The organism is Streptomyces sp. NPDC054794, from assembly GCF_053611585.1.
Genome location: NZ_JBSHAQ010000055.1, coordinates 1 through 25,859 on the forward strand (window position 1 = coordinate 1; position 25,859 = coordinate 25,859).

The window sequence follows — 25,859 nt, forward strand, 5'->3', positions numbered from 1 at the left end:
CAGACCTTTTCCGCCCCCCCCCCAAACCCCACGGATACCCCGCCTTACCCCCGGTGCGGGGGGGGGGCCCCCCCCGCGGGCGGACCCCCTCCTCGACACTGCTACTGCGGGTCCGGGCCCACGGCCACCGGCCGGGACGGATCCGCGGACCACTCCGACCACGAACCGGCGTACAGCGCCGCCTCGATGCCCGCCACCGCGAGCGCCAGCACCTCGTGGGCTCCCGACACGCCCGAGCCGCAGTACACGCCGACCTCCGTGTCCTGCGCGACGCCGAGCGACTTGAACCGCGTCCTCAGCTCCTGAGCCGGCAGGAACCGCCCGTCCGGCCCCACGTTCTCCGTCGTCGGCGCGGACAGGGCGCCCGGGATGTGCCCGCCCACCGGGTCGATCGGCTCCACATCACCCCGGTAGCGCTCCCCCGCCCGCGCGTCGAGCAGCACGCCGGAGCGGGCCAGCGCGGCGGCCCCGTCGGCGTCGAGGAGCCCCAGGGCGCCCGGCACCGGCACGAAGTCGCCCTCGGCCGGGGCGGGCACCCCCGTCGACAGTGGTCCTTCCCAGGACGGCAACCCGCCGTCCAGGACCCGCACGTCCGGGTGACCCGTCCAGCGCAACAGCCACCAGGCGCGGGCCGCCGCCCAGCCCTGGCCGCCGTCGTACACGACCACGGGGCGATCGGCCCACACGCCCGCGCGGCGCATCGCGGCGCCGAACTCCGCCGTGTCCGGCAGTGGGTGACGGCCGCGCGCGCCGGGGGGCGAGGCCAGTTCGCGGTCCAGGTCGACGAAGACGGCGCCCGGGATGTGCCCGGCCTCGTACTCGGCTCGCCCGTCGAAGGCCGGGGCGCCGGCGGCCTTCGCCAGACTCAACTGCCAGCGGACGTCGAGCAGCACCGGCGGGTCGCCCCCGGTCGAGTCGTGCGCGAGTTGGGCTGCGGTGATGATGGCTTTCATGGCCTCCACTCATACGCCAGGGGTGGCCGCATCGTCCAGGTCCGACTAATCTGCTCCGCCGGACAGCCCCGATCACCAGGCGTACGGGATCGGGCACATGCTGTGCAGCTGATGGACACCCGGCGGCAAACACCCGGAAATGGGTGCGAAACGGCGGACCGGGCATCCTCGCGGCGGTGCCGCGAGGCGGCGGCGCGGTCGCGAGAAAGCAGTGCCACCGAGGTGCGAGCATCGGCACGGGGCGTACCCGCTGCCGCGGCGCACCGGGTCCGGAGAGCGGAAGCGACACGGCCACCGCGAGGGGCCGGGGAGAGAGTGACGATGACCGAGGCACGGGGGTCGGCCGGCCCGAACAGCGGCACGCACGTTCGGCGCGCGCCCGGCACGCCCTGCTGGGTGAGTCTGATGGTGCACGCGCTGGGTGCGACCGAGGAGTTCTACGGAGCGCTGTTCGGCTGGGAGTTCCAGCCCGGGCCCCGGCAACTCGGCCCGTACGTGCGAGCGCTGCTCGACGGGCAGGAGGTGGCGGGCATCGGTCAGCTGCCGCCGGACCGCCATCTGCCGATCGCCTGGACGCCCTACCTCGCCTCGGACGACGTGGACCGCACGGCCGACCGGATCCGGGGCTGCGGCGGGACGGTGGGCGTGGGCCCGCTGGACGCGGCCGAGGCCGGGCGGATGGCGATCGCCTCGGACCCCTCGGGGGCGGTGTTCGGCATCTGGCAGCCCGCACCGCACCTCGGTACGGTCGTCACCGGCCTGCCCGGCACGGCCGCCTGGAACGAACTGCGCACCTTCGAGACGGCGAGCGTGGCCAAGTTCTACGAGTCGGTCTTCGGCTACGAGGAGGAGCCGGTGGTCTCCGCCGACTTCGACTACGTGACCCTGCACGTCGAGGGCCGCCCCGTAGCCGGTATCCACGGCGTGGGCCACTCGCTGCCCCGCGACCGGGGACCGCACTGGCTGACGTACTTCGAGGTCGCCGACACCGACGAGGCGCTGCTGCACGTGGCCGAGCTGGGCGGCCATGTGCTCAAGCCGGCACACGACAGCGCGCACGGCAGGGCGGCGACGGTGGCGGATCCGGAGGGCGCGGTCTTCTCGGTGATCCAGAGCCCGCACTGATCCCAAGGGCCCCGAGGCCGGTCGTCAGGCCGTCGACACCGGCAGGACGTCGGGCGACAGGGCCGCGGCGCGGGCCGACGCTGCCGTCATACGGCGCCGGTGGTGGCGCCGGCACAGCACCTCGTAGCCGATCTCGTCGGCGGACTGGTTGACGTCGCCGACGACCACCTGGGCGCCCTCGACGACCATATGGCCGCCGACCGTGCGCGCGTTGTGGGTCGCGCGGGCGCCGCACCAGCACAGGGCCTCGACCTGGAGCACCTCGACCCGGTCGGCGAGCTCCACCAGCCGCTGGGAGCCGGGGAACAGCTTGGAGCGGAAGTCGGTCGTGATGCCGAAGGCGTAGACGTCGATGTCCAGGTCGTCGACCACGCGCGCGAGCTGGTCGATCTGCTCCGGGGCGAGGAACTGCGCCTCGTCGGCGATCACGTAGTCCGCGCGGCCGCCCCGGGAGAGATGCTCGACGAGGTACGCGTACAGGTCCCGGCCGTCCTCGACCTCCACCGCGTCGGTGACCAGGCCGAGGCGGGAGGACAGCTTGCCCTCGCCCGCCCGGTCGTCGCGGGTGAAGATCATGCCGGCCAGACCGCGCGCGGAGCGGTTGTGCTCGATCTGCAGAGCCAGCGTCGACTTCCCGCAGTCCATCGTTCCGGAGAAGAACACCAGCTCAGGCATGGGAGGTTGAGCACCTTTCGGCGATACGGGGACGGTCGGCGGGCAGGGGTGCGGTACGTCAGGAGCGTACTTCGAGCAGCGGCACCAGCTGCTCGGCAGGGGTCAGCGAGCCGTGGTTGCCGACCATCGCCGACTCCTTGGGCTCCCGCTCCGAGGCGATGATCAGGACGTCGTCGTGCGCGGCCGCCACCACGTCGCCGATCCGGGCGTACACCCGCTCGTCGATGTGCGGGCCGAACCAGCCCGCCTCGATCGCCTCGTCCCGCGAGGCCACCCAGAACTGCTCGCCGAGCACCTCGCGCCAGCAGGTCAGGACGTCGTTCTCGGCGCCCGGCACCGCATAGACATGGCGGGCGCGGCCCTCGCCGCCCAGCAGGGCGACCCCGGCGCGCAGCTCCCAGTCCTCGTCGAAGTCGATGCGGTGCTGCTCGTCGAAGGGCACGTCGACCATGCCGTGGTCGGCGGTGACGTAGAGCGCGGTGCGCGGCGGGAGCTGCTCGGCCAGCCGCTGGACGAGCCGGTCGACGCACATGAGCTGGCCACGCCAGGTGTCGGAGGCGACGCCGTAGCGGTGCCCGGCGCTGTCCAGCTCGGCGTAGTACGTGTACACCAAGGAGCGGTCCCCGGCGGCCAGTTGCTCGGCCGCGAAGTCCATGCGCTCCTCGCCGGTCAGCCGCCCGTGGAACGTGCCGCCGCTGAGCGCGACCTTGGTCAGCGGGGTGTTCGCGAAGGTCGGGGAGGACACCTGGGCGGCGTGCACGCCCGCCTTGGCGGCCAGCTGGAAGACGGTGGGGTACGGCTGCCAGGGACCCGGCTCGGTGTACGGGTGCCAGCGGAGCTGGTTCATCAGCTGGCCGGTCTCGGGGTTGCGGACCGTGTAGCCGGGCAGGCCGTGCGCGCCGGGCGGCAGGCCGGTGCCGACCGAGGCGAGGGAGGTCGCGGTGGTCGCCGGGTAGCCGGCCGTGATCGGGCGTCCGGTGCCGCCGCGCGAGCCGGCGAGGAGCGAGGCCATGAACGGGGCCTCGTCCGGGTGCGCCTTCAGCTGCTCCCAGCCCAGGCCGTCGATCAGGAAGACGCAGTTACGGTCGGCCGCGGTCAGTTCCGTGATCGCGGCGGTCATGCCCGGTACGGCCATGCCGGCGGCCAGGGTGGGCAGCAGGTCGGCGAGCGAGCCGCTGCCGTACTCGGGGAGCGGCGCGCTGCCGAGGGCGAGGGGTTCGGGGTGGTCCCAGTGGGCGGGAGCAGGGGGTGTGAGCGCGGAGCGCTCTCGACCATGGGCGGTGGAGGGAGACGGGTGGGACATCAGCGCGTGATGTCCGCGGTCGCTTCGGAGACGGCCTGCGCGAAGGCGAGCGTCTGGCGCACCGTCTCCGGGCCGTCCCCGGCCTCGCTGACGCGCAGGCTGAGGTCGTCCGCCGTGGAGCTGCCCGTGTAGCCGTGGTCGGCCTCGCAGTTGGGGTCGCCGCAGGCGGCGGGCTCCAGGTCGAGGCGGGAGACGGCGCCCCAGCCGATGGTGAGCACGACCTCGCGCGGCAGCGTGCCCGGCGTGTACTGCTCCGGGTTGGCGACCACACGGCTGACCACGACGGAGGAGATCCGGCCGAGCTTCACGGACTCCGTGGACGTGGTGGCGTACGGCGTCGGGGAGGTGGTGTCGGCGGCCTGCTCGTCGGTGTGGCTGACGATGAAGCGGTTGCCGGTGAGGACGAGCACGGTCACATGCCGCCGCACCTCGTTCTGGTCGAACGTGGTCTCCTGGTGGACCAGGTACGACCGGATGGGCTCGCCGCCCACAGCGGCCTCCACCGCCTCGGCCACGAGGGCCGGGTAGTAGCCGCTGCGCTCGATCGCCGCGCGCAGCCCCTGGGTCGTCGTACTGGTCTTGGCCATGACGTCCATCCTAATCCGTGGGCAAGGGGGGTCCGGGCCAGTCGCGGGCGGCCGGGGCGGTGTGGGCACCCGCGCGCGGGTGCCCAGGGACGAGCCCGGGCAGGATGTCCAGCCGCCGCGCGGCGATCAGACAGGAGACGGGTTCGCTGCCGCCCGCGTCCGCTTCGAACGCGACCACGAGGGGCGGTGTTTCGCCCGGGCGGAGCTGCCCCGCGTCCCGGATGAGCACGTCCCGGTCCCACCGGCTGCCGTCGGGCGGCTCCCGTCCGGCGATCTCCATGCGGTCCCCCTCCCCTGCTCGCTCAGTAGGCCGGCAACGTGCGTGGCCCGAGGTCGTCACGGGCGGGCGGCGGCGCGAGCCGCAGGGTGGCGCCGAGGACGCTCACGCCGTGCGGGGCGACGACGACCGGCTCCAGGGTCACGGCGACCACCTCGGGATGGTCGTCGACCAGCCGGGACACGCGCAGCAGCAGTTCCTCCAGCGCCGGTGTGTCGACCGGCTTGGACCCGCGCCAGCCGAACAGCAGGGGCGCCGTCCTGATCGACCGCACCAGCGAGGTCGCCTCCCGGTCGGTGACCGGGACCAGCCGGTGCGCCGTGTCGTCGAGCAGCTGGGAGGCGGCTCCGGCGAGCCCGAAGGACAGCAGGGCCCCGGCCGCCGGGTCGATCACGGCCCGTACGACCGTGTCGACGCCCCGGGGGGCCATCGCCTGCACCATCGGCCGCAGCTGTTCCGGCTGCCCGAACAGCTCCGTCAACTCGGCGTACGCCCTGAGCAGTTGCTCCTCGTCCGCCAGGTCCAGCCGGACGCCGCCCAGGTCGGCGCGGTGGCGCAGGTGCGGGGCGGTGGCCTTGAGGGCGACCGGGTAGCCGAGGGTACGGGCGGCGTCGGCGGCGGCGTCGGGGCTGGGGGCGGGCAGGGCGCGGCGCACGTCGATCCCGTACATCCCGAGCAGCTCGCAGGTCTCCTCCGCGCCGAGGGTGAGCCCCTGCCCGCGCGCGAGGAGTCCGCGGATCAGCTCGGCGGCGCCCTTCTCTGCGATGTCCTCGTACTCCGGCACCCTGCCGGGCTCGGCGGCCTCGCGCCGCCACTGCGCGTACTTCACGGCCTCGGCGAGGGCCCGCACGGCCCGCTCGGCGGCGGGGTAGGCGGGGATGAGGCGGGAGCAGTTCTGCGGGACGACGGAGGCGGCGCCGTCCGCTCCCGCCGGCACCGGCGGGCGTTCCGCGGGGCGCGAGGGCGGGGTGCCGCCAGGTGTCCTGGCGCTTCCCTGGGGTGCGGTGCTGGTCGCGGCCGACAGCGCCTCCGCGAGTCCCCCGAGCTCCACGTGCACGACGAGCACGGGCTTGCCGGGCGTCGTGGCCGCGGCGGAGTGCAGTGCCGCCGCCAGCTCCGCGTCGTCGGGCGAGCCCTCGCCGATCGCCGCTATGGCGGTGACGACGACGGCGTCGCACGTCTCGTCGGCCAGCGCCCGGGACAGCGCCGCGTGGAAATCGTCCGCCGTGGCCGCCGTCGTCAGGTCCAGCGGCCTCGACGGCCGCAGCCCCTCGGACAGACAGGCGTCGTAGGTCAGCACTCCGAGCGACTCGGAGTTCCCGAGGATCGCCACCCGCGGCCCGGCGGGCAGCGGCTGGCGGGCGAGCAGCAGGCCGGCGTCCACCAGCTCGGTGATCGTGTCGACCCGGATCACCCCGGCCTGCCGCAGCAGCGCGGACACGGTGGCGTGCGGCAGGCGGGTGGCCCGCACCGCGTGCCCCGGCGGAGCGGCGCCCGCGCCCTGCACCACGACCAGCGGCTTCGCCGCGCCCGTGCGCCGGGCGAGGCGGGTGAACTTGCGCGGGTTGCCGATGGACTCCAGGTACATGAGGACGACGTCAGTGTCGGGGTCGTCGTACCAGTACTGGATGACGTCGTTGCCGGAGACGTCCGCGCGGTTGCCGGACGACACGAAGGTGGAGACTCCGGTGACGCCGGTGACCCCGCCCCCGCGCCGGTGCAGCCGGGACAGCAGGGCGATGCCGATGGCGCCGGACTGGGCGAAGATCCCGATCCGGCCGGGGCGTGGCATCTCGGGCGCCAGCGAGGCGTTGAGCCGTACCTCCTCGGAGGTGTTGATGATCCCGAAGGCGTTCGGCCCGATGATCCGCATGCCGTACGAGCGCGCCTGCCGGACCAGCTCCCGCTGGCGCTCCCGCCCTTCGGGCCCGCTCTCCGCGTATCCGGCGGCGAGCACGACGAGCCCCTGTACTCCGTGTTCGCCGCACTCGGCGACCACCTGGGGCACGTGCTCGGCCGGCACGGCGACCACCACGAGGTCCACGGGGCCGTCGATCTCGCGCACCGAGCGGTGCGCGGGCACCCCGTCGACCTCCTTCAGCTCCTCCGGAAAGGCCCGGTTCACCGCGTGCAGGCGGCCGGTGAACCCGGCCTCCCGGAGGTTGCCGAGGACGCTGCGGCCCACCCCGCCGGCGGCACGGCCGACGCCGACCACCGCGACGGAGCCGGGCGCGAGGAGGCGCCGCACCGACCTCCCCTCCGCGCGCTGCTCCCGCGCGCGCTGCACGGCGAGCGAGCGGTCGGTGGGTTCGAGGTCGAACTCCAGGCGTACGACACCGTCCTCGAAGCTGCGCTTCTGGGTGTACCCGGCGTCCGTGAACACCTTGATCATCTTGGTGTTGGCGGGCAGCACCTCGGCGGCGAAGCGGCGGATGCCCCGCTCGCGCGCGACGGCCGCGACATGTTCTAGGAGGGCGGAGGCGACCCCGCGCCCCTGATGCGCGTCCTGCACGAGGAAGGCGACCTCGGCCTCGTCGGCGGGGGCGGAGGCGGGCATTCCGTCGGTGCCGATGCGGTCGTACCGCACGGTGGCGATGAACTCGCCGCCGATCGTGGCGGCGAGGCCCACCCGGTCCACGAAGTCGTGGTGCGTGAAGCGGCGGACGTCCTTGGCGGACAGGCGGGGGTACGGCGCGAAGAAGCGGTAGTACTTCGACTCGTCCGAGACCTGCTCGTAGAAGCTGACCAGGCGGTCGGCGTCATCAACGGTGATGGGCCGGACGCGGGCGGTCCCCCCGTCGCGCAGCACTACGTCCGCTTCCCAGTGAGCGGGGTACTCGTGCCGGTCGTGCCGATCCGCCGAGGTCTGCATGGGCCCCAGAGTACGGCTCGCGTCCGACAACGGCGCGAGGCAGTCTGTGGAGGACGAACGTCGGATCGAGGCCGCGGTCCGGCGCCGGTCCGGAGGGTGGCCGAGGCCCCCTCCGAGCATGCTTCACGATGTGGGAAACTGGTCTAGACAACCCTGAGACAGTGAAGGGCAGCATCACATGGCTGAGCGCCGCGTCAACGTCGGCTGGGCCGAGGGTCTTCACGCCCGCCCCGCCTCCATCTTCGTCCGAGCCGCCACGGCCGCAGGCGTCCCGGTGACGATCTCCAAGGCCGGGGGCAACCCCGTCAACGCGGCCTCCATGCTGGCCGTCCTGGGTCTGGGCGCCCAGGGCGGCGAGGAGATCGTCCTCGCCTCCGAGGCCGAGGGCGCGGACGCGGCCCTGGACCGTCTCGCGAAGCTGGTCGCCGAGGGCCTGGAGGAGCTGCCCGAGACCGTCTGAGCCCCACCGCACAGCGCGCCGGAGCCGCGTCGGCCCTTTTCGGGCGGCGCGGCTTCGCCGTTTCCGCATAACGCCCGACGGGCTTCGCCGTTTTCACGGTACGGTCGGCTTTGGCGCGAAATCAATTTCGGGCACACGTGTGACGCGCCCGCCAAAATTCCGGACGCACGACCATCAGGGCAGCGGAAATACACCGCCGCCGAATAGCCCCTCTTTGTATACGGCGCCCGTGTTAATGCCGCAGACCCGACATGTTTACGGGATGTTGCGAAGTCCTCACGCGGTCCGGGCGATCGGCGCCGCCGGCAAAACGCAGCCGGTGCGCGGTCGTCACCCGCTCGGTGTGCAGCGCCGTGATCGCCCTCGCGCGCTCGCCATCGCCGCGCGCCACCGCGTCCACGATGGCGCCGTGCTCGGCCCAGGAGTCCACGGGGCTGGCGGGCGCCTCCACCGTGTACATCCAGGCGATCTTGTGCCGCAACTGGGTGAGCATGGAGACCAGTGCCTGGCTGCCGGACGCCTGCGCGAGCGTCTCGTGGAACCAGCCCCCCAGGGAGCGCAGGTCGTCGCTGTTGCCCCGCCGGGCCCGGTCCTGGCCCAGCCTGACCAGCCCGCGCAGCACCTTGAGGTGCGCCTCGGTGCGCCGCTGGGCGGCCCGGGAGGCGCCGAGCGGCTCCAGGAGCAGGCGCATCTCCAGCAGGTCGGCGGCCTCCTGCTCGGTCGGTTCGGCCACGCACGCGCCCGCGTGCCGCCGGGTCACCACGAAGCCCTCGGCCTCCAGGGTGCGCAGGGCCTCGCGGACGGGGACGCGGGAGACGCCGTAGCGGCGGGCGAGGACTTCCTCGGTCAGCCGGCCGCCGCGCTCGTAGACACCGGCCACGATGTCCTCCCGGATCGCCGTGCATACCGAGTGCGCCGGAATACGCATGACCGACCTCCGCCTTAATCCCCGTGAAACGTCTCCGATTGACGTGTGTTCGTGACTCTATTGCAATGGCCGGGAATTTCCGACGGCGGGCCGGAATCCATGGATATTTTTTGGACACGGGGGCGTCCGAAACGGCGAAAGCCCCGGCTCGTGAGCCGGGGCTTCGGGAAGCGCTGTGCCGCGCCGTCGGACGTACGCGCCGTCCTGTGTCAGACGTTCACGCCGTGGTTGCGGAGGTAGGCCACGGGGTCGATGTCGGAGCCGTACTCGGAGGTGGTCCGGGCCTCGAAGTGGAGGTGCGGCCCGGTGACGTTGCCGGTCGCCCCGGAGAGGCCGATCTGCTGGCCCGGGGTGACCTTCTGGCCCACCGACACTCCGATGGACGACAGGTGGCCGTACTGGGTGTACATGCCGTCGGCCATGCGGATCACGATCTGGTTGCCGTACGACCCGCCCCAGCCGGTCGAGACGACCGTGCCGGTGCCGACCGCGTGCACGACGGTGCCGCTGGCGGCGTGGAAGTCGATGCCCGTGTGAGAACCGGAGGACCACAGGGACCCGCCGGTCTTGTACCCGGTGGAGACGTACGAGTGGGCGATCGGCACCACGAAGGCGTTGAGCCGCTTGCGCTCGGCCTCGCGGGCGGCGCGCTCCTTGGCCTCGCGCTCCTTCTTGGCGAGCTCGGCGGCCTTCTTGCGCGCGGCCTGCTCGGCGGCCTTCTGCTCGGCGGCCTGCTCCTGGGCGGCGGCCTGGGCGTCGATCTGCTCGGCGACCGAGTCGCCCATGCTGACGACCGGGGTGAGGCCGGTGTCCTCCACGGAGGGCTCGGCGGCGAGGGCCGGAGTGGCCGCGATGGTCCCGATGACGCCGGTGGTGGCGAGGGCCGCGACGCCTGCGGCGCGGGCGGTGGTGCGGTGCATCCGGCTCGGGCGACGGTGCTTCCCGGTGGCGCGGGTGAACGCCATGAAGTGGTGGGTCCTTTCCTTCCCTCTCGCCTACCGGGTTAGCTGACGGGTTCGGAGCAGGAAGGTCTCCTACGGACCCCCTCGCGGCGCGCGGGCGTCCGATTCACCCCAGGGACTACGGTGGGTCCCCGGCTCCCCTGGCTCGCGCCGTACGGGGACTCGGCGATGGCTGCCCGGTGCCGCGGGTGCGGCGTACAGCTGAACGAACAGCCCGGTTGACGCTAAGGGCGCCCGCTTCCAATCCCCAAACGGATCCGGTTCTTTGTAGCGCATCCCACAGGGCAGACAGGCAACCTCCGTACCAATTCGGACATCTGAGGTGAACAGGAAAGGGCCCTGGCGACCCGTCGGTCACCAGGGCCCCACGTGCGCGTGCCTACTCGGCCGCAACGACGGTGACTTCGCCGATGCCGAGGGCCTCCACGGGCTCCTTGATCTGAGCCGCGTCACCGACGAGGACGGTGACCAGCCGGTCCACCGGGAACGCGTTCACGACCGCCGCGGTCGCCTCCACGGTGCCGGTGGCGGCGAGCCGCTGGTACATCGTCGCCTGGAAGTCGTCCGGCAGGTACTGCTCGACCTGGTCGGCCAGCGTGCTCGCGACGGCCGCCGCGGTCTCGTACTTCAGCGGCGCCACGCCGACGAGGTTCTGCACCGCGACGTCGCGCTCGGCGTCCGTCAGACCCTCCTCGGCGAGCGTACGCAGCACCGTCCACAGGTCCTGCAGCGCCGGACCGGTGTTCGGGGTGTCCACGGAGCCGCTGATGGCGAGCATGGAGATGCCGCTGTCAGGCGCGGACCTGAGGACCTGCCCGAAGGAGCGCACCCCGTAGGTGTAGCCCTTCTCCTCGCGCAGGACGCGGTCCAGGCGGGAGGTGAGGGTGCCGCCGAGGCAGTACGTGCCGAGCACCTGGGCCGGCCACACGCGGTCGTGTCGGTCGGCGCCGACGCGACCGATCAGCAGCTGCGTCTGGACGGCTCCGGGGCGGTCCACGATGACGACCCGGCCGGTGTCGTTCGCGGTCACCGACGGCACGGGCCGCGGCTGGGCCGAGGTACCGCTCCAGGCGCCCAGGGTCTCGCCGAGCAGCGCGTCCAGGTCGATGCCGGTGAGGTCGCCGACGACCACGGCGGTGGCCGTGGCGGGCCTCACGTGCCGCTCGTAGAAGCCGCGCACGGCCGCCGCGTCGATCTTCTCGACCGTCTCCTCGGTGCCCTGACGCGGGCGCGACATGCGCGAGGAGGCCGGGAACAGCTCCTTGGAGAGCTCCTTGGCGGCACGGCGGGACGGGTTCGCCAGCTCGTGCGGGATCTCGTCGAGGCGGTTGCGGACCAGCCGCTCGACCTCGCTGTCGGCGAACGCGGGCGCCCGCAGCGCGTCGGCGAGCAGGCCGAGCCCCTTGGCCAGGCGGGAGGCCGGGACTTCGAGGCTCAGGCGCACGCCCGGGTGGTCCGCGTGCGCGTCGAGCGTGGCTCCGCAGCGCTCCAACTCGGCGGCGTACTCCTCGGCGGAGTGCTTGTCGGTGCCCTCGGAGAAGGCCCGCGCCATGATCGTGGCGACGCCGTCGAAGCCGGTCGGCTCGGCGTCCAGCGGGGCGTCGAGGAGGACCTCGACGGCGACGACCTGCTGGCCGGGGCGGTGGCAGCGCAGGACGGTCAGGCCGTTGTCCAGCGTGCCGCGCTCGGGCGCCGGGAAGGCCCACGGCCTGGCCTCGCCCGCCTGGGGCTGCGGGTGGAACTCCATCGCGGCGAGCTCGCTCACTTGGCCGTCTCCTCGTTGTCGTCGCCGGCTTCTACGGTGGCCTCGGACTCCGGGTCCTCCGGGAAGTCCTCGTCCTGGGTGTGCTCCGCGGACTCGGCGGAGAGCGGCTCGTAGACCAGCACGGCGCGGTTGTCCGGGCGCAGCCGGGCCTGGGCGACCTCCTGGACCTCCTGCGGGGTCACCGCGAGGACGCGCTGAACGGCCGTCAGGGCGAGCTGCGGGTCGCCGAACAGGACGGCGTAGCGGCACAGTTCGTCGGCGCGGCCCGCGACCGTGCCGAGCCGGTCCAGCCACTCGCGCTCCAACTGGGCCTGGGCGCGCTCCATCTCCTCGGGCGTGGGGCCCTCCTCGGCGAAGCGGGCGAGCTCCTCGTCGATGGCGGTCTCGATGACCGGCACCTCGACGTCGCCGGAGGTCTTCACGTCCAGCCAGCCGAGGGACGGCGCCCCGGCCAGCCGCAGCATGCCGAAGCCGGCCGCCACGGCCGTACGGTCGCGCCGTACCAGCCGGTTGTAGAGGCGCGAGGACTCGCCGCCGCCGAAGATGGTGAGCGCCACGTCGGCGGCGTCGGCCTCGCGCGTGCCGTCCTGCGGGAGCCGGTAGGCGGCCATCAGCGCGCGGGCCGGGACCTCCTCCACGACGACCTCGCGCAGCTGCTCGCCGATGACCTGCGGCAGCGAGCCGTCGCGGGGCGTCGGCTTGCCGTCGTGGGAGGGGATCGAGCCGAAGTACTTCTCGATCCAGGCGAGGGTCTGCTGGGGGTCGATGTCGCCGACCACGGACAGCACCGCGTTGTTCGGCGCGTAGTACGTGCGGAAGAACTGGCGCGCGTCCTCGAGGGTGGCCGCGTCCAGGTCCGCCATCGAGCCGATCGGCGTGTGGTGGTACGGGTGGCCCTCCGGGTAGACGAGGGCGGTCAGCTTCTCGAACGCGGTGCCGTAGGGCACGTTGTCGTAGCGCTGGCGGCGCTCGTTCTTGACGACGTCCCGCTGGTTCTCCATGGACTCGTCGTCCAGGGCGGTGAGCAGGGAGCCCATGCGGTCGGCCTCCAGCCAGAGAGCGAGCTCCAGCTGGTGGGTGGGCATGGTCTCGAAGTAGTTGGTCCGTTCGAAGCTGGTGGTGCCGTTGAGGGAGCCGCCGGCGCCCTGGACCAGCTCGAAGTGGCCGTTGCCGCTCACCTGCGCGGAGCCCTGGAACATCAAGTGCTCGAAAAGGTGAGCCAGGCCGGTACGGCCCTTGACTTCGTGGCGGGAGCCGACGTCGTACCAGAGGCAGACCGCCGCCACCGGGGTCAGGTGGTCCTCGGAGAGCACCACGCGCAGACCGTTGGCCAGGCGATGCTCGGTCGCTGTCAGGCCCCCGGAGCCTGCCTCGGCTTTGGTCGTGTGACCCATGGGCATGTACGTCCCTTCGCTCGCGGAGGCGGTCGTGAAACCGCGGTCTTCCTGCCGGTCCTGCCACTGTATGCAAGCGGCCGGAGGCTCGGTGAAGTTCCCGCAGGACGTACGCCCACAGCGGATCGCGTAGCCTGCGGGATGTCCCGCCGCGGGGCGGCCCCACGGGCCGGCCGCGGTGCCGGGGCGGACCGCGGGCACCGGGTCCTGGCCCGGGTTGTCAGTGCCGCGGTCCACAATGGTCCGCGTCAGATCCCGCTTCACGCTTCAGCAAGAATGCGCCGAAGGCGACGTGAGCGCCCCGAAGGCGAGCGACCAGAAAAGAGGAGCCGGCAGCGATGGCCCGCCGCAGCACGAAGACCCCGCCGCCCGACGACTCGTACGAGGAGAAGATCCTCGACATCGACGTCGTCGACGAGATGCAGGGCTCCTACCTTGAGTACGCGTATTCGGTGATCTACTCCCGTGCTCTGCCGGACGCCCGCGACGGCCTCAAGCCGGTACACCGCCGCATCGTCTACCAGATGAACGAGATGGGCCTGCGCCCCGACCGCGGCTACGTGAAGTGCGCGCGTGTCGTCGGCGACGTGATGGGCAAGCTGCACCCGCACGGCGACGCGTCGATCTACGACGCGCTGGTGCGCATGGCCCAGCCGTTCTCGATGCGCGTCCCGCTGGTCGACGGCCACGGAAACTTCGGCTCGCTGGGCAACGACGACCCGCCGGCCGCCATGCGGTACACCGAGTGCCGGATGGCCGAGGCCACGAGCCTGATGACCGAGTCCATCGACGAGGACACGGTCGACTTCGCGCCCAACTACGACGGCCAGGAGCGGGAGCCGGTCGCCCTGCCCGCCGCCTTCCCGAACCTGCTGGTGAACGGCACCTCGGGCATCGCCGTCGGCATGGCCACGAACATGCCGCCGCACAACCTCGCCGAGGTCGTCGCCGCCGCCCGGCACCTGATCCGCCACCCGAACGCGGATCTGGACACCCTGATGAAGTTCGTCCCGGGCCCCGACCTGCCCACCGGCGGCCGGATCGTCGGCCTGTCCGGGATCCGCGACGCCTACGAGACCGGCCGCGGCACGTTCAGGATCCGCGCCACGGTCTCGGTGGAGGACGTGACCGCGCGCCGCAAGGGCCTCGTCGTCACCGAGCTGCCCTTCGCGGTCGGGCCGGAGAAGGTCATCTCCAAGATCAAGGACCTGGTCAACGCCAAGAAGCTCCAGGGCATCACCGACGTCAAGGACCTCACCGACCGTGCGCACGGCCTGCGCCTGGTCATCGAGATCAAGAACGGCTTCGTGCCGGAGGCGGTCCTGGAGCAGCTCTACAAGCTGACCCCGATGGAGGAGTCCTTCGGCATCAACAACGTGGCCCTGGTCGACGGCCAGCCGCTCACGCTGGGCCTCAAGGAGCTCCTGGAGGTCTACCTCGACCACCGCTTCGACGTCGTCCGGCGCCGTTCGGAGTTCCGCCGCAGCAAGCGGCGCGACCGGCTGCACCTGGTGGAGGGCCTGCTCACCGCCCTCGTCGACATCGACGAGGTGATCCAGCTGATCCGCTCCAGCGATAACTCCGCGCAGGCGAAGCAGCGCCTGATGGAGCGCTTCTCGCTGTCGGACGTGCAGACGCAGTACATCCTCGACACGCCGCTGCGCCGCCTCACCCGCTTCGACCGGATCGAGCTGGAGGCGGAGCAGGAGCGGCTCACCAACGAGATCGCCGAGCTGACCCGGATCCTGGAGTCGGACGCCGAGCTGCGCAAGCTGGTCTCCGCCGAACTGGCCCAGGTCTCCAAGAAGTTCGGCACCGAGCGGCGCACGGTCCTGCTGGAGGCGGGTGCCTCCCCGGTGGCCGCCGTCCCGCTGCAGGTCGCGGACGACCCGTGCCGGGTGCTCCTGTCCTCGACCGGTCTGCTGGCCCGTACGACGAACGGCGAGCCGTTCCCGCAGGACACCGACGGCCGGCGCGCCAAGCACGACGTGATCGTCTCGGCCGTGCCGGCGACCGCGCGCGGTGAGGTGGGCGCGGTGACCTCGACGGGCCGCCTGCTGCGGGTGAACGTGGTCGACCTCCCGCAGCTGCCGGAGACGGCGTCGGCGCCGAACCTGGCGGGCGGGGCGCCCCTCACGGAGTTCGTCTCCCTGGAGGACGACGAGACGCTGGTCTGCCTGACCACGCTCGACGAGTCCTCCCCCGGCCTGGCGATCGGCACGGAGCAGGGTGTGGTCAAGCGCGTGGTTCCCGACTACCCGTCCAACAAGGACGAGCTGGAGGTCATCACGCTCAAGGAGGGCGACCGGATCGTCGGCGCGATGGAGCTGCGCACCGGCGAGGAGGACCTGGTGTTCATCACGGACGACGCGCAGCTGCTGCGCTACCAGGCGTCCCAGGTCCGCCCGCAGGGCCGCCCGGCCGGCGGTATGGCGGGCATCAAGCTCACCGAGGGCGCGAAGGTGATCTCCTTCACCGCGGTCGACCCGGCGGTGGACGCGGTGGTCTTCACGGTCGCGGGCTCGCGCGGCACGCTGGACGACTCGGTCCAGACGACCGCCAAGCTGACCCCGTTCGACCAGTACCCGCGCAAGGGCCGCGCCACCGGCGGTGTGCGCTGCCAGCGGTTCCTGAAGGGCGAGGACTGCCTGGCCCTGGCCTGGGCGGGCCCGATCCCGGCACGGGCGGCGCAGAAGAACGGCACCCCGGTCGACCTGCCGGAACTCGACCCGCGCCGCGACGGCTCGGGCACGTCCTTGCCGAAGACGGTGTCGGTGGTGGCGGGACCGGTCTTCTAGCTAGACCGGCGGGGCCTCGTCCGCTTCGGGGTCCTGTACGTAGCGCAGGACGCCCCACATGCCGTGCTCGTCGGCGTATGGGGCGTCGTCGCGACACCCCTCCAGTTCCTTGGCGAGGGTGGCGGTGTCGATGCCGGAGCCGATCAGGACGAGCTGCGTGAGCCGGGCGTCGGCGGACCCCCAGGGCTCCGGGTAGAAGCGCAGGAAGCGGCCGACGGCGTGGACGGCGTACCGGTTGCGGATGTCGTTCGGGCCGAAGTCGACGTACCCCTTGATCCGGTAGAGCCCCTCGGGCCGGCTGTCGAGGAACGTCATCAGCCGGCGCGGGTCGAGGGGGACCTCGGAGACGAAGGACAGGCTGTCGTAGGCCGTGTGCAGATGGCCGGCGTGCTCGTCACCGCCGTCACCGCCGTCGCCGGTGCCGTCGCTGTCGTCGCCGCCGTCCCTGTCGTCCCTGCCGTCCTGGTCGTGCAGGTCGTCGAAGGACAGCTGCCCGATGCGCTCCTCGCTCGGCCGGCAGTCGAAGAGGAACTCGGGGTCGATGCGGCCGTAGGTGGCGGGGACGACGGCGGCGCGGTCGGTGAGCGAGCCGACGAGACCGAGGACGCGCTCGGCGTCCGCCGCCCGGTCGAGCTTGTTGACCACGACGAGGTCGGCGAGGGCGAGGTGACGGTCGAGCTCGGGGTGCCGCGCCCGGGTCGCGTCGAACTCGGCGGCGTCGACCACCTCGACGAGCCCGCCGTACACGATCCCGGGATGCTCGCTGGCGAGGACCATCCGTACGAGTTCCTGGGGCTCGGCAAGTCCGCTGGCCTCGATCACGATGACGTCGATACCGGCGGCGGGCGAGGCGAGCCGCTCCAGGTACACGTCGAGCTCGCTCGCGTCGACGGCGCAGCACAGACAGCCGTTGCCCAGGGAGACCGTGGAGTCGCCGAGCGCCCCCGCCACGGCCATCGCGTCGATCTCGATGGCGCCGAAGTCGTTGACGATCGCCCCGATACGGCTGCCACCACTGCGATGGAGGAGGTGGTTGAGCAGCGTGGTCTTCCCGGAGCCCAGGAATCCGGCCAGGACGACGACCGGGATCTGCTGTGGACTGCGGTTCTGCGCCACCGGGCGACCTCTCTCACGCGGAAGCGTGCACCGGCTCACGAACCGGCGCACGGCTGGGAAGCGAATGCCGCCCCAGGATACGAGTGGGAAGAAACCCCGCGAAGTGAACGATTGTTAGCGCCGGTTGCGGGGCAGACGATGTGCAAGGCGCCGGAGTGTGCGACCCTCGCTTCCCTCTGTGCGCCGCCTCTCCGCCTCCCCGCCGATCAGAGCCGCTCGGCACACTCTGGGAGACGGCAAGCGCCGCCCACCGCTCGCCGGTCCCCTCCAGTCGACCCGCACCCCGACGACCGGCGGACGGCCGCCTGAATCGGGGGTTGACATGACCACACGGAAGACCGGGAGGCAGCGGGGGCTGGGCTCCGCGGCCACGGTGGGGCTCGCCTTCGCGGCGGGCGCCCTCGCGGCGTGGACGACACGACAGCGGCAGTACCTGGAATTACGGCTGCGGCTTGCCCAGGCGGAGCAGGCCGAGAACCACCGCGCGAGCCTGGTGGACTACCAGCGGCTGCAGCTCGGCCTTCTCGAACGGGCCATCGACGATCCCGAGCTGGCCGTCGTCCTGAGCACCTTCGAGGCGGAGTCACCGACACAGCTGCGCCAGCACCTGTTCGCCAACGCCCTGTATGCCAACGCCCTGTTCGGCTACCGCATCGGCGTCGCGACGCTGGAGGAGCTGCACGGGCATCTGCGGGTGCTGTGCCGCAGCGCACCCTTCCGCCGGTACTGGGAGAACACACGCCCCCATCGTGCGAGCCTCAAGGAGGGCTCCGAGGAGGGGCGCATCGGCCGGATGGTGGACACCCTCATTCACGATCTGGATGAGGCAGGGGACACCGAGGAGTGGTGGGTCGTGGGCGAACCGCCCACGGAATAAGCCCAGTTGGGCAACGTTTGGCTTCGCAGGACAGAACGAGCGCCAGTGGATACGTCTCACCATGCGGACTCCCACCCGCATCCACCCGCAGCCACGCGTGGCTAACCTGTCCCCCGCCCAACACCCACACCACGAGAATGGGGATCCCCCTTGAGAATCGTGCGTCGCATCGGTGCCTCCCCCCGGGAACGCGGGAGCATGACCGGTGACACCTGTCCCGACATCTTCGAGTTGTCCGACGGCAACTACGCGGTCATCGGCACGGACGCCACCGAGTTGCTCGACCCCCGTCTCCCGTCCGATGCGGCTCGCGCCGACTACGAGCGGATCGTCGTGATCAGCCGCGAGACCCTGCTGCGAGCCAAAGGCGACATTCCCGATGCTTGATATAGCGCTACTCCTGGGGGCCATCGGCGGCGCCCTCAGTGGAGTCGCGGCCGTCGTCAAGATGGTCCGTGACATCCGTCAGGACCGGACCGCCTACCACCACCCGCACGATTGAGGCTCCACCCCGAGCCCGGCACCCGTGGTGCCGGGCTTCGGGCGTCAGGCCACCGCGGGCACCGTGGCCGGCGGCTCCGGGCCCACGTACCGGGCGACCGGGCGGATGATCTTCGGGTCCTCGGCCTGCTCCAGGATGTTGGCACTCCAGCCCACCACGCGGGCCGCGGCGAAGGTGGGGGTGAACATCTCGCGCGGCAGACCGCACAGTTCCATGACCACGCCGGCGTAGAACTCGACGTTGGTGTGCAGTTCGCGGCCGGGCTTCAGTTCGGCGAGGATCGCCTCCACCTGGCGCTCGACCTCGACGGCGAATTCGACGCGTGGGCCGCCGAAGGTCCGGGCGAGGTCACGCAGCATCCGCGAACGGGGGTCCTCCGTACGGTAGATCGCGTGCCCGAAGCCCATGATCCGGTCACCGGCGAGGACGCGTTCCCGGATCCAGCCGTCGATGCGCTCCGGGGTGCCGATGGCGTCCAGGGTCTCCAGCGCACGGCTGGGCGCACCGCCGTGCAGCGGCCCGGACAGCGCTCCCACGGCTCCCACGAGGCATGCCGCCACATCCGCGCCCGTGGACGCGACGACCCGTGCCGTGAAGGTTGACGCATTGAATCCGTGATCAATGGTTGAGATCAAGTACTGCTCGATCGCCCGGGTCCGCGCGGGGTCCGGCTCCGAACCTGTGAGCATGTAGAGGTAGTTCGCCGCGTAGGACAGGTCCTCGCGCGGCTCCACGGGGTCGAGCCCGCGCCCGAGCCGGTACAGGGCGGTGAGCAGCGTCGGTACGGCGGCACAGGCGGCGACGGTGTCCGCGCGGCGCCGATCGGCGTCGATGTCGTACACCGGCCGGAATCCCTTCGCCGCGCCGAGCAGCGACAGCGCCGTGCGCAACCCGGCCGGCGGACCGGAGGCGCGGCTCGCCGCGGCGACGGCGGGCAGGGCGGCCCGGACCTCGGCGGGCAGCCGCCGCAGCGCGGCGGTCTCGGCGGTGAAGGCGGTACGGCGCTCCGCGTCCGGCAGCTCGCCGTGGATCAGGAGATGCCAGACGTCCTCGAAACCGCAGGTCCGCGCGAGTTCGACGGCCGAGTACTGGCGGTAGTGGTAGAAGCCCTCGCGGCCCCGGACGTCACCGATGCCGGTGTCGGTGACGACGACACCCGCGAGTCCGCGCGGCACGTCGACGAGGGTGGCCGCAGCCCTGTTGATGGACATGATTTTCCTCCCTGGACTTGATTCGACTGTCCATGCTTGACTGATTCTCTGTCAATATTGATCCAGTCAATATGAGCCATCAATGCTCCGGGAGGCGGCTACCGTGACCCCCATGCGCGATCAAGAACCCGCTCCCGGCCGCCCCGAGCGGAGGCTGAGCACCAAGGAGACCGCCGAACTGCTCGGCGTGAAGCCGGAGACCGTGTACGCGTACGTGAGCCGCGGTCAGCTCAGCAGCAGGCGCGACCCCGGCGGCCGGGGCAGCACCTTCGACGCCGAGGAGGTGGCTGCCCTCGCCCGGCGCAACAGACGGGAGAGCGCGGGGAGTCCGGGTTCCGGCGGCGAACTGTCCGTCCGCACCCGCATCACGCTCATCGAGCGGGACCGGTACTACTTCCGGGGCGTGGACGCCACGGAGCTCGCCGCGCGGCACTCCTACGAGGAGGTCGCCGAGTGGTTGTGGACCGGCCGGATGCGCCCCGGGGCCACCTTCACCGCGCCCGAGGCCGCCGTCGCCACCGCCCGCCGCGCCGTGAACGCCCTGCCCGAACACACCGCGCCCACCGACCGGCTGCGCGTCGCCGCGATCGCCGCGGCGGCCGAGGACCCGCTGCGCTTCGACCTGTCCGAGGAGGCCGTGCTCGGCACGGCGCGCGTCCTCATCCCCACCCTCGTCGCCGCCCTGCCGCAGCGGGAGTTCGGCCACCTCGCCGAGGGGCCGCTGGCCCACCGCCTGTGGGGCCGGCTGACCGGCCGCGAGGCCGACGAGGCGTCACTGCGCGCCCTGGACACCGCGCTGGCCCTGCTCGTCGACCACGACCTGGCCGCCTCGACGCTCGCGGTGCGGGTCGCCGCCTCGGCCCGGGCGCACGCCTACGCGGCCGTCTCGGCCGGCCTCGGCGTGATCGAGGGCCCGCTGCACGGCGCGGCCAGCGGGCTGGCCCACCGGATGCTGGTCGACGTACTCGACCGGGGCACCGCGGTCCCGGTGATCGCGGACGAGCTCCGCGCGGGCCGCCGCATCCCCGGCCTGGGTCACCGGCTCTACCAGGGCGAGGACCCACGCGCGCGTGCCCTGTTCGCCCTTCTGGGGGAGATCCCGCGCGCGGAGCCCGCCCTGCTCGCGGCCCGTGACGTCGTCGCCACCACCGCCCGTCACGCCCCACTGCACGCCAATGTCGACCTCGCCCTCGCCGTGCTCACCGTCTCCTGCGGCATGCCCGCCACGGCCGGCGAGACGATCTTCGCCGTGGCCCGGACGGCGGGCTGGATCGCCCACGCCCTGGAGGAGTACGGGGAGCGCCCGCTGCGCATGCGCCCCAGCGGCCACTACGTGGGCCCCCGGCCCCCGCAACCACTCCCGGACTAGAACCCGGCACGACCGCTCCCGGACCGGGACACGACCCGGCCGGAAGTCACCCCAAGCAAAGTCAGGTTAGGCTCACCTGTGTGAGTAGGTGTGCGACCGTCTCCCGGAGCCTCGACGAGCCCGTCTCCGGCACGGCGGCCACGGCGACGACGTGGCTGCTGCTGGAACAGCCCGGCCCCTGGGGTGCCAAAGCGCTCACTTCGAGCCACTTGGACCCCGCGCTCGGCCGCGCCCTGGAGGCGGCCGCGCAGGGGACGGGCGTGCGCGTCGCGCTGATCCGCCGCCCCGGCCGGCACGCCGACCCCGGGATGCCCGCCCCGCGCCGGGTGTACGCCGCCCACGTCGTTCCCGGGAACGTCTGGCTGCACGGCGCCACGACCCGCGACCCGGAACAGCTGCTGGGGCTCGATTTCGCCGCCCTCGGCGCCGGCGACCACCGCTCGTTCGACGCCGCGCTGGGCGGGCGCCCGCACACGGACGGCCCGCTCGCGCTCGTGTGCACCAACGGCAAGCGCGACCGCTGCTGTGCCCTGCTCGGCCGCCCCCTCGCGGCCGAACTCGCCGCCTCCGGAGTGCGGGGCGTCTGGGAGGTCACTCATCTGGGTGGCCACCGTTTCTCGCCGACGGTGCTCGTGCTGCCGTACGGATACGCCTACGGTCGCGCCGAGGCGCACGCCGTCAAGGAGGTCCTGCACGGTGTGCGGGAGGGCCGCATCGTCGTCGAGGGGTGCCGGGGGAACTCGGCCTGGGAGCGGCCCGGTCAGGCGGCCGAACTGGCGGTGCGCCGGGCCGCGGGCGAGTACGCGGCGGACGTGCTGAGCGTCGTACGGACGGACGGCGGCGCCCCGCGCTGGGAGGTGACCGTCGCACACGTCGACGGCCGCCACTGGCGCGTCACCGTGGCCCAGGGCGCCTCGCTGCCGCCCCGGCCGGAGAGCTGCGGCACGCAGTTGGGCTCGCCCGTCCGGATGGACGTGGTTGAGGTACGGGAGCTGAGGGCGACGGCGCTGGCGAGCTGACGGCGCCGGGGCCGGGATTTCTCGGCGTGGCCGCACCGTTTCCCGAGGCCGGCCAAGAGATCCCCGCCACACCCCTACGGCAGGCCCCGCCCGCCCACGTACCGTCGTGGGCATGAGCCGCACTCCCCCCGCACGCCGCCTGCGCCTCGGTCTGCCGCGGCGGGTGTTCTCGCAGGTCCTGCTGATGCAGGTGGCGATCGCCGCGGGAGTCGCGGTCCTCGCGACCGGACTGTTCCTGGCCCCGCTGAGCAAGCAGCTGGACAACGAGGCGATGCACCGGGCGCTGGCGATCGCGCAGACCACCGCGCAGGACCCGGAGATCGCCGAGGACGTCCGCCGCACCCCGCCGACCGTCGACGGGCCGGTGCAGACGGCGGCGGAACGCATCCGGCGCATCACGCACGCCGAGTACGTCGTCGTGATGGACCAGCGAGGCGTGCGCTGGTCGCACACCGACCCGCGGCAGATCGGCCGGCACGTCTCGACCGACCCGCGCAAGGCCCTGGCCGGCGAGCAGGTGATGGAGATCGACAGCGGCACGCTGGGCCGCTCCGCACGCGGCAAGGTGCCGCTGTACGACGCCGACCACCGGATCGTCGGGGCGGTCTCGGTGGGCATCGCGTACGACAGCGTGCGCGCCCGCCTGATGAGCGCGATCCCTGGGCTGTTCGCCTACGCGGGCGGCGCACTCGCGGTCGGCGCGCTGGCGGCCTGGCTGATCTCGCGCAGGGTCCAGCGGCAGACCCGGGACCTCGCCTTCTCGGACATCTCGGCGCTGCTCGCGGAGCGCGAGGCGATGCTGCACGGCATCCGCGAGGGCGTCGTCGCCCTCGACCGCGGCGGGCGCATACGCCTGTTCAACGACGAGGCACGGCGGCTGCTGGGCCTCGACGACGAGGCCGTCGGACGGCTGCCCGAAGAGGCGCTGGGCGCGGGTCGTACCACGGACGTCCTGGCGGGCCGGGTGACCGGCACCGACCTGCTCACCGTGCGCGGCCAGCGGGTGCTGGTCGCCAACCGCATGCCCACCGACGACGGCGGCGCCGTGGCCACCCTGCGCGACCGCACCGAACTGGAGCGGCTCGGCCGCGAACTGGACTCCACGCACGGCCTCATCGACGCGCTGCGCGCCCAGGACCACGAGCACGCCAATCGCATGCACACGCTGCTGGGCCTGCTGGAACTGGAGATGTACGAGGACGCCGTGGAGTTCGTCGGCGAGGTGGTGGGCGACCATCGGGTCACCGCGGAGCAGGTCACCGAGAAGATCCAGGACCCGCTGCTCGCCGCCCTGCTGGTCGGCAAGGCGACCGTGGCGGCCGAGCGCGGGGTCGCCCTGTGGGTGTCGGACCGCACCCGGCTCCCGGACCGGCTGATCGACCCCAGGGGCCTGGTCACGATCGTGGGCAACCTGGTGGACAACGCGCTCGACGCCGTCGGGGGGACGCCGCACGCGCGCGTGGAGGTCGAGTTGCGCACCGAGGGACGTACCGCCGTCCTGAGAGTGCGCGACACGGGCCCCGGGGTCCCGGCGGAGCAGCGGGAGGTGGTCTTCGCCGAGGGGTGGTCCACCAAGCAGCCGCCGGCGCACGGCAAGCGCGGCATAGGCCTCTCTCTGGTGCGCCGGCTCGCCGAGCGGCAGGGCGGGAGCGCGACGGTGGGCGAGGCGGACGGCGGGGGCGCCGAGTTCACCGTCGTCCTGCCGGAGGCCCTGACCGAGCCGGGGCTGGAGCCGGCGCTCGCCGCGTCCGTGGACACCGCTGCCGAGGAGGAGGCGCGATGATCGAGGTCCTGGTGGTGGACGACGACACCCGGGTCGCACGGGTCAACGCCGCCTACGTCGAGAAGGTGCCGGGCTTCCATGTGGCGGGCGAGGCGCACAACGCGGCCGAGGCACTGCACCAGTTGGAGACGCTGCCGCGGCTCGACCTGGTCCTCATGGACCACCACCTGCCCGACGAGACGGGTCTCGCCGTCGTCCGGGAGATGCGCCGGCGCGGCCACCAGATCGACGTCATCATGGTCACGGCGGCCCGGGACATGTCGACGGTGCAGGCGGCGATGCGGCAGGGCGCCCTGCAGTACCTGGTGAAGCCGTTCGCCTTCGCGGGCCTGCGGACCAAGCTGGAGGCGTACGCGCGGCTGCGCCGCACCCTGGACGGCGGCGGCGAGGCGGAACAGGCCGAGGTGGACCGCATCTTCGGCGCGCTGTCCGCGCCGTCGGTGCCGGAACTGCCCAAGGGGCACTCCCCCACCACCGCCGAACTGGTCCGCCAGTCCCTGATGAACGCCGCAGGCCCGCTCAGCGCCCAGGAGATCGCCGAACGGACCGGAGTGAGCCGGCAGACGGCCCAGCGCTATCTGAAGCTCCTGGAGCGCGCGGGACGGGCCCGGCTGACCCTCAAATACGGCGACGCGGGCCGCCCGGAACACCGTTACGTGTGGGCGACCCGCGTCTGACCGTGTCCGACGGCGTCCGGTCCGTCCGCTGATCCGTCCGTCAGCCCGAGGACTTCGCGGCCTTCGCGGCCTTGTCGACGAATTCGGTCGTGTACGTCTTGCTCAGGTCCACCTCGGCGTTCTTGATGTTGGGGTTGAACGCCTTGAGGACCTTCTCGACGGTCTCGGGACCGTTCGCCGGCATCACACCGTCGTCGGTGAACATCGGGAGGGTGCTCTTGATCGCCTCGGCGTAGAGCGTCTTGTTGCCCTGGGAGTAGTCGGCGGGCATCTTGGCCGCGATCTCGTCGGCGCTGTGGGTGGACATCCACTTGAGCGTCTTGACGAATGCATTGGCCAACTTCTGGACGGTGTCCTTGTGGCCGTTCACCCAGTCCGTCTGCATGTACAGACTTGACGACGGGTACGGGCCGCCCAGCGCCTTCTCGGAGCCCTCGGGCGTCCGCATGTCGAGGAGGATCTTGCCGACCTTCTTGTCCAGGATCGTGGCGACCGTCGGGTCGGTCGTCATGCCGGCGTCGATCGAGCCCTTCTCCAGGGCGGAGATGAACGTCGGGCCCGCGCCCACGGCGACGGGGGTGAACTCGCTGGTGTTCACGCCGTTCTTGACCGCGAGGTACTTGGTGAGGAAGTCGGTCGAGGCCCCGAGACCGGTGACGCCGAGCTTCTTGCCCTTGAAGTCCTGGGGCGAGGTGATGTCACCCGCCTTCTTGGTGGAGACGACCTCCACCTCGCCGGGGGCGTGCGAGAACTGCACGACGGACTCCACGGCCTTGCCCTTCACCTGGAGATCGAGGGTGTGGTCGTAGAAGCCGACGGCGCCCTGGACCTGGCCGGAGACGAGCGCGGTCTCCGCCTGCACACCGGCGGGCTCGCTGAGCAGTTCCACGTCGAGGCCCTCGGCGTCGAAGTAGCCGAGCCGCTGGGTGAGCATCGCCGGCAGGTAGATGACCTTGTCCAGGCCACCCACCATGATCTTGACCTTGGTCCCCTTGCCGTCGCCCTTGCTTCCGGAGCCGGTGGAGGCGGTGCCGGCCGCGTCATTGGCGCACGCGGTGAGCGAGGAGAGGGCGAGCAGGCCGACGGCGGCGAGCGACGCGTATCTGGCGGTCTTGCGCATGGCGGTTCACGTCCTTGTGAGAGGGCGGGGCGGGGAGAGGGATGTGCGAGGGGCGCGGGCTTGCGACGGCGCCCGGCGGGCCGTGC

Annotated in this window: 23 protein-coding genes and 1 riboswitch; of the genes, 10 read left to right on the forward strand and 13 right to left on the reverse strand. The window is 72.3% G+C overall.

All coding sequences use genetic code 11. The features are described 5' to 3' along the window. Positions 1 to 101: 101 nt before the first annotated feature. On the reverse strand, positions 102 to 953 hold the full coding sequence (locus ACWGKT_RS38990) for a sulfurtransferase (protein WP_453277392.1): 852 nt from the start codon (positions 951 to 953) through the stop codon (positions 102 to 104). A 321-nt stretch (positions 954 to 1,274) separates the two neighbouring features. Here ACWGKT_RS38990 and ACWGKT_RS38995 point away from each other — a divergent pair, with 321 nt between their 5' ends. Next, entirely contained in the window at positions 1,275 to 2,078 is an 804-nt protein-coding gene (locus ACWGKT_RS38995; RefSeq protein WP_235454982.1) for a VOC family protein, read from the forward strand. 24 nt (positions 2,079 to 2,102) lie between these two features. Here ACWGKT_RS38995 and ACWGKT_RS39000 read toward each other — a convergent pair whose 3' ends face one another. The 5 genes from ACWGKT_RS39000 to ACWGKT_RS39020 are packed head-to-tail and all read right to left on the reverse strand — an operon-like array spanning position 2,103 to position 7,792. Continuing rightward, positions 2,103 to 2,753 carry a thymidine kinase gene (locus ACWGKT_RS39000; protein ID WP_235454983.1) on the reverse strand — a complete coding sequence of 217 codons (651 nt, stop codon included), beginning with the start codon at positions 2,751 to 2,753 and terminating at the stop codon, positions 2,103 to 2,105. 58 nt (positions 2,754 to 2,811) lie between these two features. Next, positions 2,812 to 4,056, reverse strand: a complete 1,245-nt coding sequence (locus ACWGKT_RS39005) for an alkaline phosphatase family protein (protein ID WP_453277393.1) — start codon at positions 4,054 to 4,056, stop codon at positions 2,812 to 2,814. Further along, the gene (locus tag ACWGKT_RS39010; protein WP_356154875.1) at positions 4,056 to 4,643 is read right to left on the reverse strand and encodes a DUF5998 family protein; all 588 of its coding nucleotides are present in this window, start codon (positions 4,641 to 4,643) and stop codon (positions 4,056 to 4,058) included. The genes ACWGKT_RS39005 and ACWGKT_RS39010 overlap by 1 nt, the downstream gene beginning before the upstream one ends. A gap of 10 nt (positions 4,644 to 4,653) precedes the next feature. Beyond that, positions 4,654 to 4,923 (reverse strand): hypothetical protein, encoded by a 270-nt coding sequence (locus ACWGKT_RS39015; protein ID WP_453277394.1) that lies wholly within the window; start codon positions 4,921 to 4,923, stop codon positions 4,654 to 4,656. Positions 4,924 to 4,945: 22 nt separating this feature from the next. Beyond that, entirely contained in the window at positions 4,946 to 7,792 is a 2,847-nt protein-coding gene (locus ACWGKT_RS39020; RefSeq protein ID WP_453277395.1) for a bifunctional acetate--CoA ligase family protein/GNAT family N-acetyltransferase, read from the reverse strand. Positions 7,793 to 7,970: 178 nt separating this feature from the next. Here ACWGKT_RS39020 and ACWGKT_RS39025 point away from each other — a divergent pair, with 178 nt between their 5' ends. Continuing rightward, entirely contained in the window at positions 7,971 to 8,252 is a 282-nt protein-coding gene (locus tag ACWGKT_RS39025) for an HPr family phosphocarrier protein (protein WP_235454988.1), read from the forward strand. A gap of 232 nt (positions 8,253 to 8,484) precedes the next feature. Here ACWGKT_RS39025 and ACWGKT_RS39030 read toward each other — a convergent pair whose 3' ends face one another. From ACWGKT_RS39030 to ACWGKT_RS39045, 4 genes are all read right to left on the reverse strand, one after another. Continuing rightward, positions 8,485 to 9,180 carry a GntR family transcriptional regulator gene (locus ACWGKT_RS39030; RefSeq protein WP_356154867.1) on the reverse strand — a complete coding sequence of 232 codons (696 nt, stop codon included), beginning with the start codon at positions 9,178 to 9,180 and terminating at the stop codon, positions 8,485 to 8,487. Between the two features lie 209 nt (positions 9,181 to 9,389). Beyond that, positions 9,390 to 10,145 carry a M23 family metallopeptidase gene (locus tag ACWGKT_RS39035; protein WP_453277396.1) on the reverse strand — a complete coding sequence of 252 codons (756 nt, stop codon included), beginning with the start codon at positions 10,143 to 10,145 and terminating at the stop codon, positions 9,390 to 9,392. Positions 10,146 to 10,157: 12 nt separating this feature from the next. Continuing rightward, positions 10,158 to 10,320: riboswitch (cyclic di-AMP (ydaO/yuaA leader) on the reverse strand. 201 nt (positions 10,321 to 10,521) lie between these two features. Beyond that, the gene (locus ACWGKT_RS39040; protein ID WP_356154862.1) at positions 10,522 to 11,907 is read right to left on the reverse strand and encodes a M16 family metallopeptidase; all 1,386 of its coding nucleotides are present in this window, start codon (positions 11,905 to 11,907) and stop codon (positions 10,522 to 10,524) included. Beyond that, entirely contained in the window at positions 11,904 to 13,307 is a 1,404-nt protein-coding gene (locus ACWGKT_RS39045; RefSeq protein WP_453277397.1) for a M16 family metallopeptidase, read from the reverse strand. The genes ACWGKT_RS39040 and ACWGKT_RS39045 overlap by 4 nt, the downstream gene beginning before the upstream one ends. A 332-nt stretch (positions 13,308 to 13,639) precedes the next feature. Between ACWGKT_RS39045 and ACWGKT_RS39050 the strand changes: the two genes are divergently transcribed. Next, positions 13,640 to 16,099, forward strand: coding sequence for a DNA gyrase/topoisomerase IV subunit A (locus ACWGKT_RS39050; protein WP_453277398.1), 2,460 nt, complete (start codon positions 13,640 to 13,642; stop codon positions 16,097 to 16,099). On the opposite strand, the gene ACWGKT_RS39055 is transcribed toward ACWGKT_RS39050, so the two are convergent. Then, positions 16,100 to 17,215 carry a CobW family GTP-binding protein gene (locus tag ACWGKT_RS39055; RefSeq protein ID WP_453277399.1) on the reverse strand — a complete coding sequence of 372 codons (1,116 nt, stop codon included), beginning with the start codon at positions 17,213 to 17,215 and terminating at the stop codon, positions 16,100 to 16,102. A 322-nt stretch (positions 17,216 to 17,537) separates the two neighbouring features. Between ACWGKT_RS39055 and ACWGKT_RS39060 the strand changes: the two genes are divergently transcribed. The 3 genes from ACWGKT_RS39060 to ACWGKT_RS39070 all read left to right on the forward strand — a co-directional run bounded on the left by ACWGKT_RS39060 (position 17,538) and on the right by ACWGKT_RS39070 (position 18,594). After that, positions 17,538 to 18,092, forward strand: coding sequence for a DUF6082 family protein (locus ACWGKT_RS39060; RefSeq protein WP_453277400.1), 555 nt, complete (start codon positions 17,538 to 17,540; stop codon positions 18,090 to 18,092). Between the two features lie 150 nt (positions 18,093 to 18,242). After that, entirely contained in the window at positions 18,243 to 18,479 is a 237-nt protein-coding gene (locus ACWGKT_RS39065) for a hypothetical protein (protein ID WP_235454996.1), read from the forward strand. After that, positions 18,472 to 18,594 (forward strand): hypothetical protein, encoded by a 123-nt coding sequence (locus ACWGKT_RS39070; protein WP_356154847.1) that lies wholly within the window; start codon positions 18,472 to 18,474, stop codon positions 18,592 to 18,594. The genes ACWGKT_RS39065 and ACWGKT_RS39070 overlap by 8 nt, the downstream gene beginning before the upstream one ends. A gap of 44 nt (positions 18,595 to 18,638) precedes the next feature. Here the strand turns inward: ACWGKT_RS39070 and ACWGKT_RS39075 are convergent, their stop codons facing one another. Continuing rightward, positions 18,639 to 19,805: a citrate synthase gene (locus ACWGKT_RS39075; protein ID WP_453277401.1), complete on the reverse strand. Its 1,167-nt coding sequence runs from the start codon at positions 19,803 to 19,805 to the stop codon at positions 18,639 to 18,641. A gap of 112 nt (positions 19,806 to 19,917) precedes the next feature. Here ACWGKT_RS39075 and ACWGKT_RS39080 point away from each other — a divergent pair, with 112 nt between their 5' ends. The 4 genes from ACWGKT_RS39080 (at position 19,918) to ACWGKT_RS39095 (ending at position 24,653) form a co-directional block, all read left to right on the forward strand. Continuing rightward, entirely contained in the window at positions 19,918 to 21,174 is a 1,257-nt protein-coding gene (locus ACWGKT_RS39080) for a citrate/2-methylcitrate synthase (protein WP_453277402.1), read from the forward strand. Between the two features lie 80 nt (positions 21,175 to 21,254). After that, positions 21,255 to 22,193 (forward strand): sucrase ferredoxin, encoded by a 939-nt coding sequence (locus tag ACWGKT_RS39085; RefSeq protein WP_453277403.1) that lies wholly within the window; start codon positions 21,255 to 21,257, stop codon positions 22,191 to 22,193. Positions 22,194 to 22,305: 112 nt separating this feature from the next. Further along, positions 22,306 to 23,976, forward strand: coding sequence for an ATP-binding protein (locus ACWGKT_RS39090; protein WP_453277404.1), 1,671 nt, complete (start codon positions 22,306 to 22,308; stop codon positions 23,974 to 23,976). After that, positions 23,973 to 24,653 carry a response regulator gene (locus ACWGKT_RS39095; protein WP_453277405.1) on the forward strand — a complete coding sequence of 227 codons (681 nt, stop codon included), beginning with the start codon at positions 23,973 to 23,975 and terminating at the stop codon, positions 24,651 to 24,653. The genes ACWGKT_RS39090 and ACWGKT_RS39095 overlap by 4 nt, the downstream gene beginning before the upstream one ends. Positions 24,654 to 24,693: 40 nt before the next feature. On the opposite strand, the gene ACWGKT_RS39100 is transcribed toward ACWGKT_RS39095, so the two are convergent. After that, the gene (locus ACWGKT_RS39100) at positions 24,694 to 25,773 is read right to left on the reverse strand and encodes an ABC transporter substrate-binding protein (protein WP_453277406.1); all 1,080 of its coding nucleotides are present in this window, start codon (positions 25,771 to 25,773) and stop codon (positions 24,694 to 24,696) included. Positions 25,774 to 25,859 lie beyond the last annotated feature (86 nt).

Excerpts from the sequence above, each read along its gene's own strand:
- ACWGKT_RS39005 (WP_453277393.1), bottom strand. The coding sequence starts at position 4,056 with ATGTCCCACCCGTCTCCCTCCACCGCCCATGGTCGAGAGCGCTCCGCG.
- ACWGKT_RS39095 (WP_453277405.1), top strand. The coding sequence starts at position 23,973 with ATGATCGAGGTCCTGGTGGTGGACGACGACACCCGGGTCGCACGGGTC.
- ACWGKT_RS39020 (WP_453277395.1), bottom strand. The coding sequence starts at position 7,792 with ATGCAGACCTCGGCGGATCGGCACGACCGGCACGAGTACCCCGCTCAC.
- ACWGKT_RS39025 (WP_235454988.1), top strand. The coding sequence starts at position 7,971 with ATGGCTGAGCGCCGCGTCAACGTCGGCTGGGCCGAGGGTCTTCACGCC.
- ACWGKT_RS39010 (WP_356154875.1), bottom strand. The coding sequence starts at position 4,643 with ATGGCCAAGACCAGTACGACGACCCAGGGGCTGCGCGCGGCGATCGAG.
- ACWGKT_RS39035 (WP_453277396.1), bottom strand. The coding sequence starts at position 10,145 with ATGGCGTTCACCCGCGCCACCGGGAAGCACCGTCGCCCGAGCCGGATG.
- ACWGKT_RS39070 (WP_356154847.1), top strand. The coding sequence starts at position 18,472 with ATGCTTGATATAGCGCTACTCCTGGGGGCCATCGGCGGCGCCCTCAGT.
- ACWGKT_RS39000 (WP_235454983.1), bottom strand. The coding sequence starts at position 2,753 with ATGCCTGAGCTGGTGTTCTTCTCCGGAACGATGGACTGCGGGAAGTCG.
- ACWGKT_RS39030 (WP_356154867.1), bottom strand. The coding sequence starts at position 9,180 with ATGCGTATTCCGGCGCACTCGGTATGCACGGCGATCCGGGAGGACATC.
- ACWGKT_RS39060 (WP_453277400.1), top strand. The coding sequence starts at position 17,538 with ATGACCACACGGAAGACCGGGAGGCAGCGGGGGCTGGGCTCCGCGGCC.
- ACWGKT_RS38990 (WP_453277392.1), bottom strand. The coding sequence starts at position 953 with ATGAAAGCCATCATCACCGCAGCCCAACTCGCGCACGACTCGACCGGG.
- ACWGKT_RS39045 (WP_453277397.1), bottom strand. The coding sequence starts at position 13,307 with ATGCCCATGGGTCACACGACCAAAGCCGAGGCAGGCTCCGGGGGCCTG.
- ACWGKT_RS39080 (WP_453277402.1), top strand. The coding sequence starts at position 19,918 with ATGCGCGATCAAGAACCCGCTCCCGGCCGCCCCGAGCGGAGGCTGAGC.
- ACWGKT_RS39100 (WP_453277406.1), bottom strand. The coding sequence starts at position 25,773 with ATGCGCAAGACCGCCAGATACGCGTCGCTCGCCGCCGTCGGCCTGCTC.
- ACWGKT_RS39075 (WP_453277401.1), bottom strand. The coding sequence starts at position 19,805 with ATGTCCATCAACAGGGCTGCGGCCACCCTCGTCGACGTGCCGCGCGGA.
- ACWGKT_RS39050 (WP_453277398.1), top strand. The coding sequence starts at position 13,640 with ATGGCCCGCCGCAGCACGAAGACCCCGCCGCCCGACGACTCGTACGAG.
- ACWGKT_RS39090 (WP_453277404.1), top strand. The coding sequence starts at position 22,306 with ATGAGCCGCACTCCCCCCGCACGCCGCCTGCGCCTCGGTCTGCCGCGG.
- ACWGKT_RS39015 (WP_453277394.1), bottom strand. The coding sequence starts at position 4,923 with ATGGAGATCGCCGGACGGGAGCCGCCCGACGGCAGCCGGTGGGACCGG.
- ACWGKT_RS38995 (WP_235454982.1), top strand. The coding sequence starts at position 1,275 with ATGACCGAGGCACGGGGGTCGGCCGGCCCGAACAGCGGCACGCACGTT.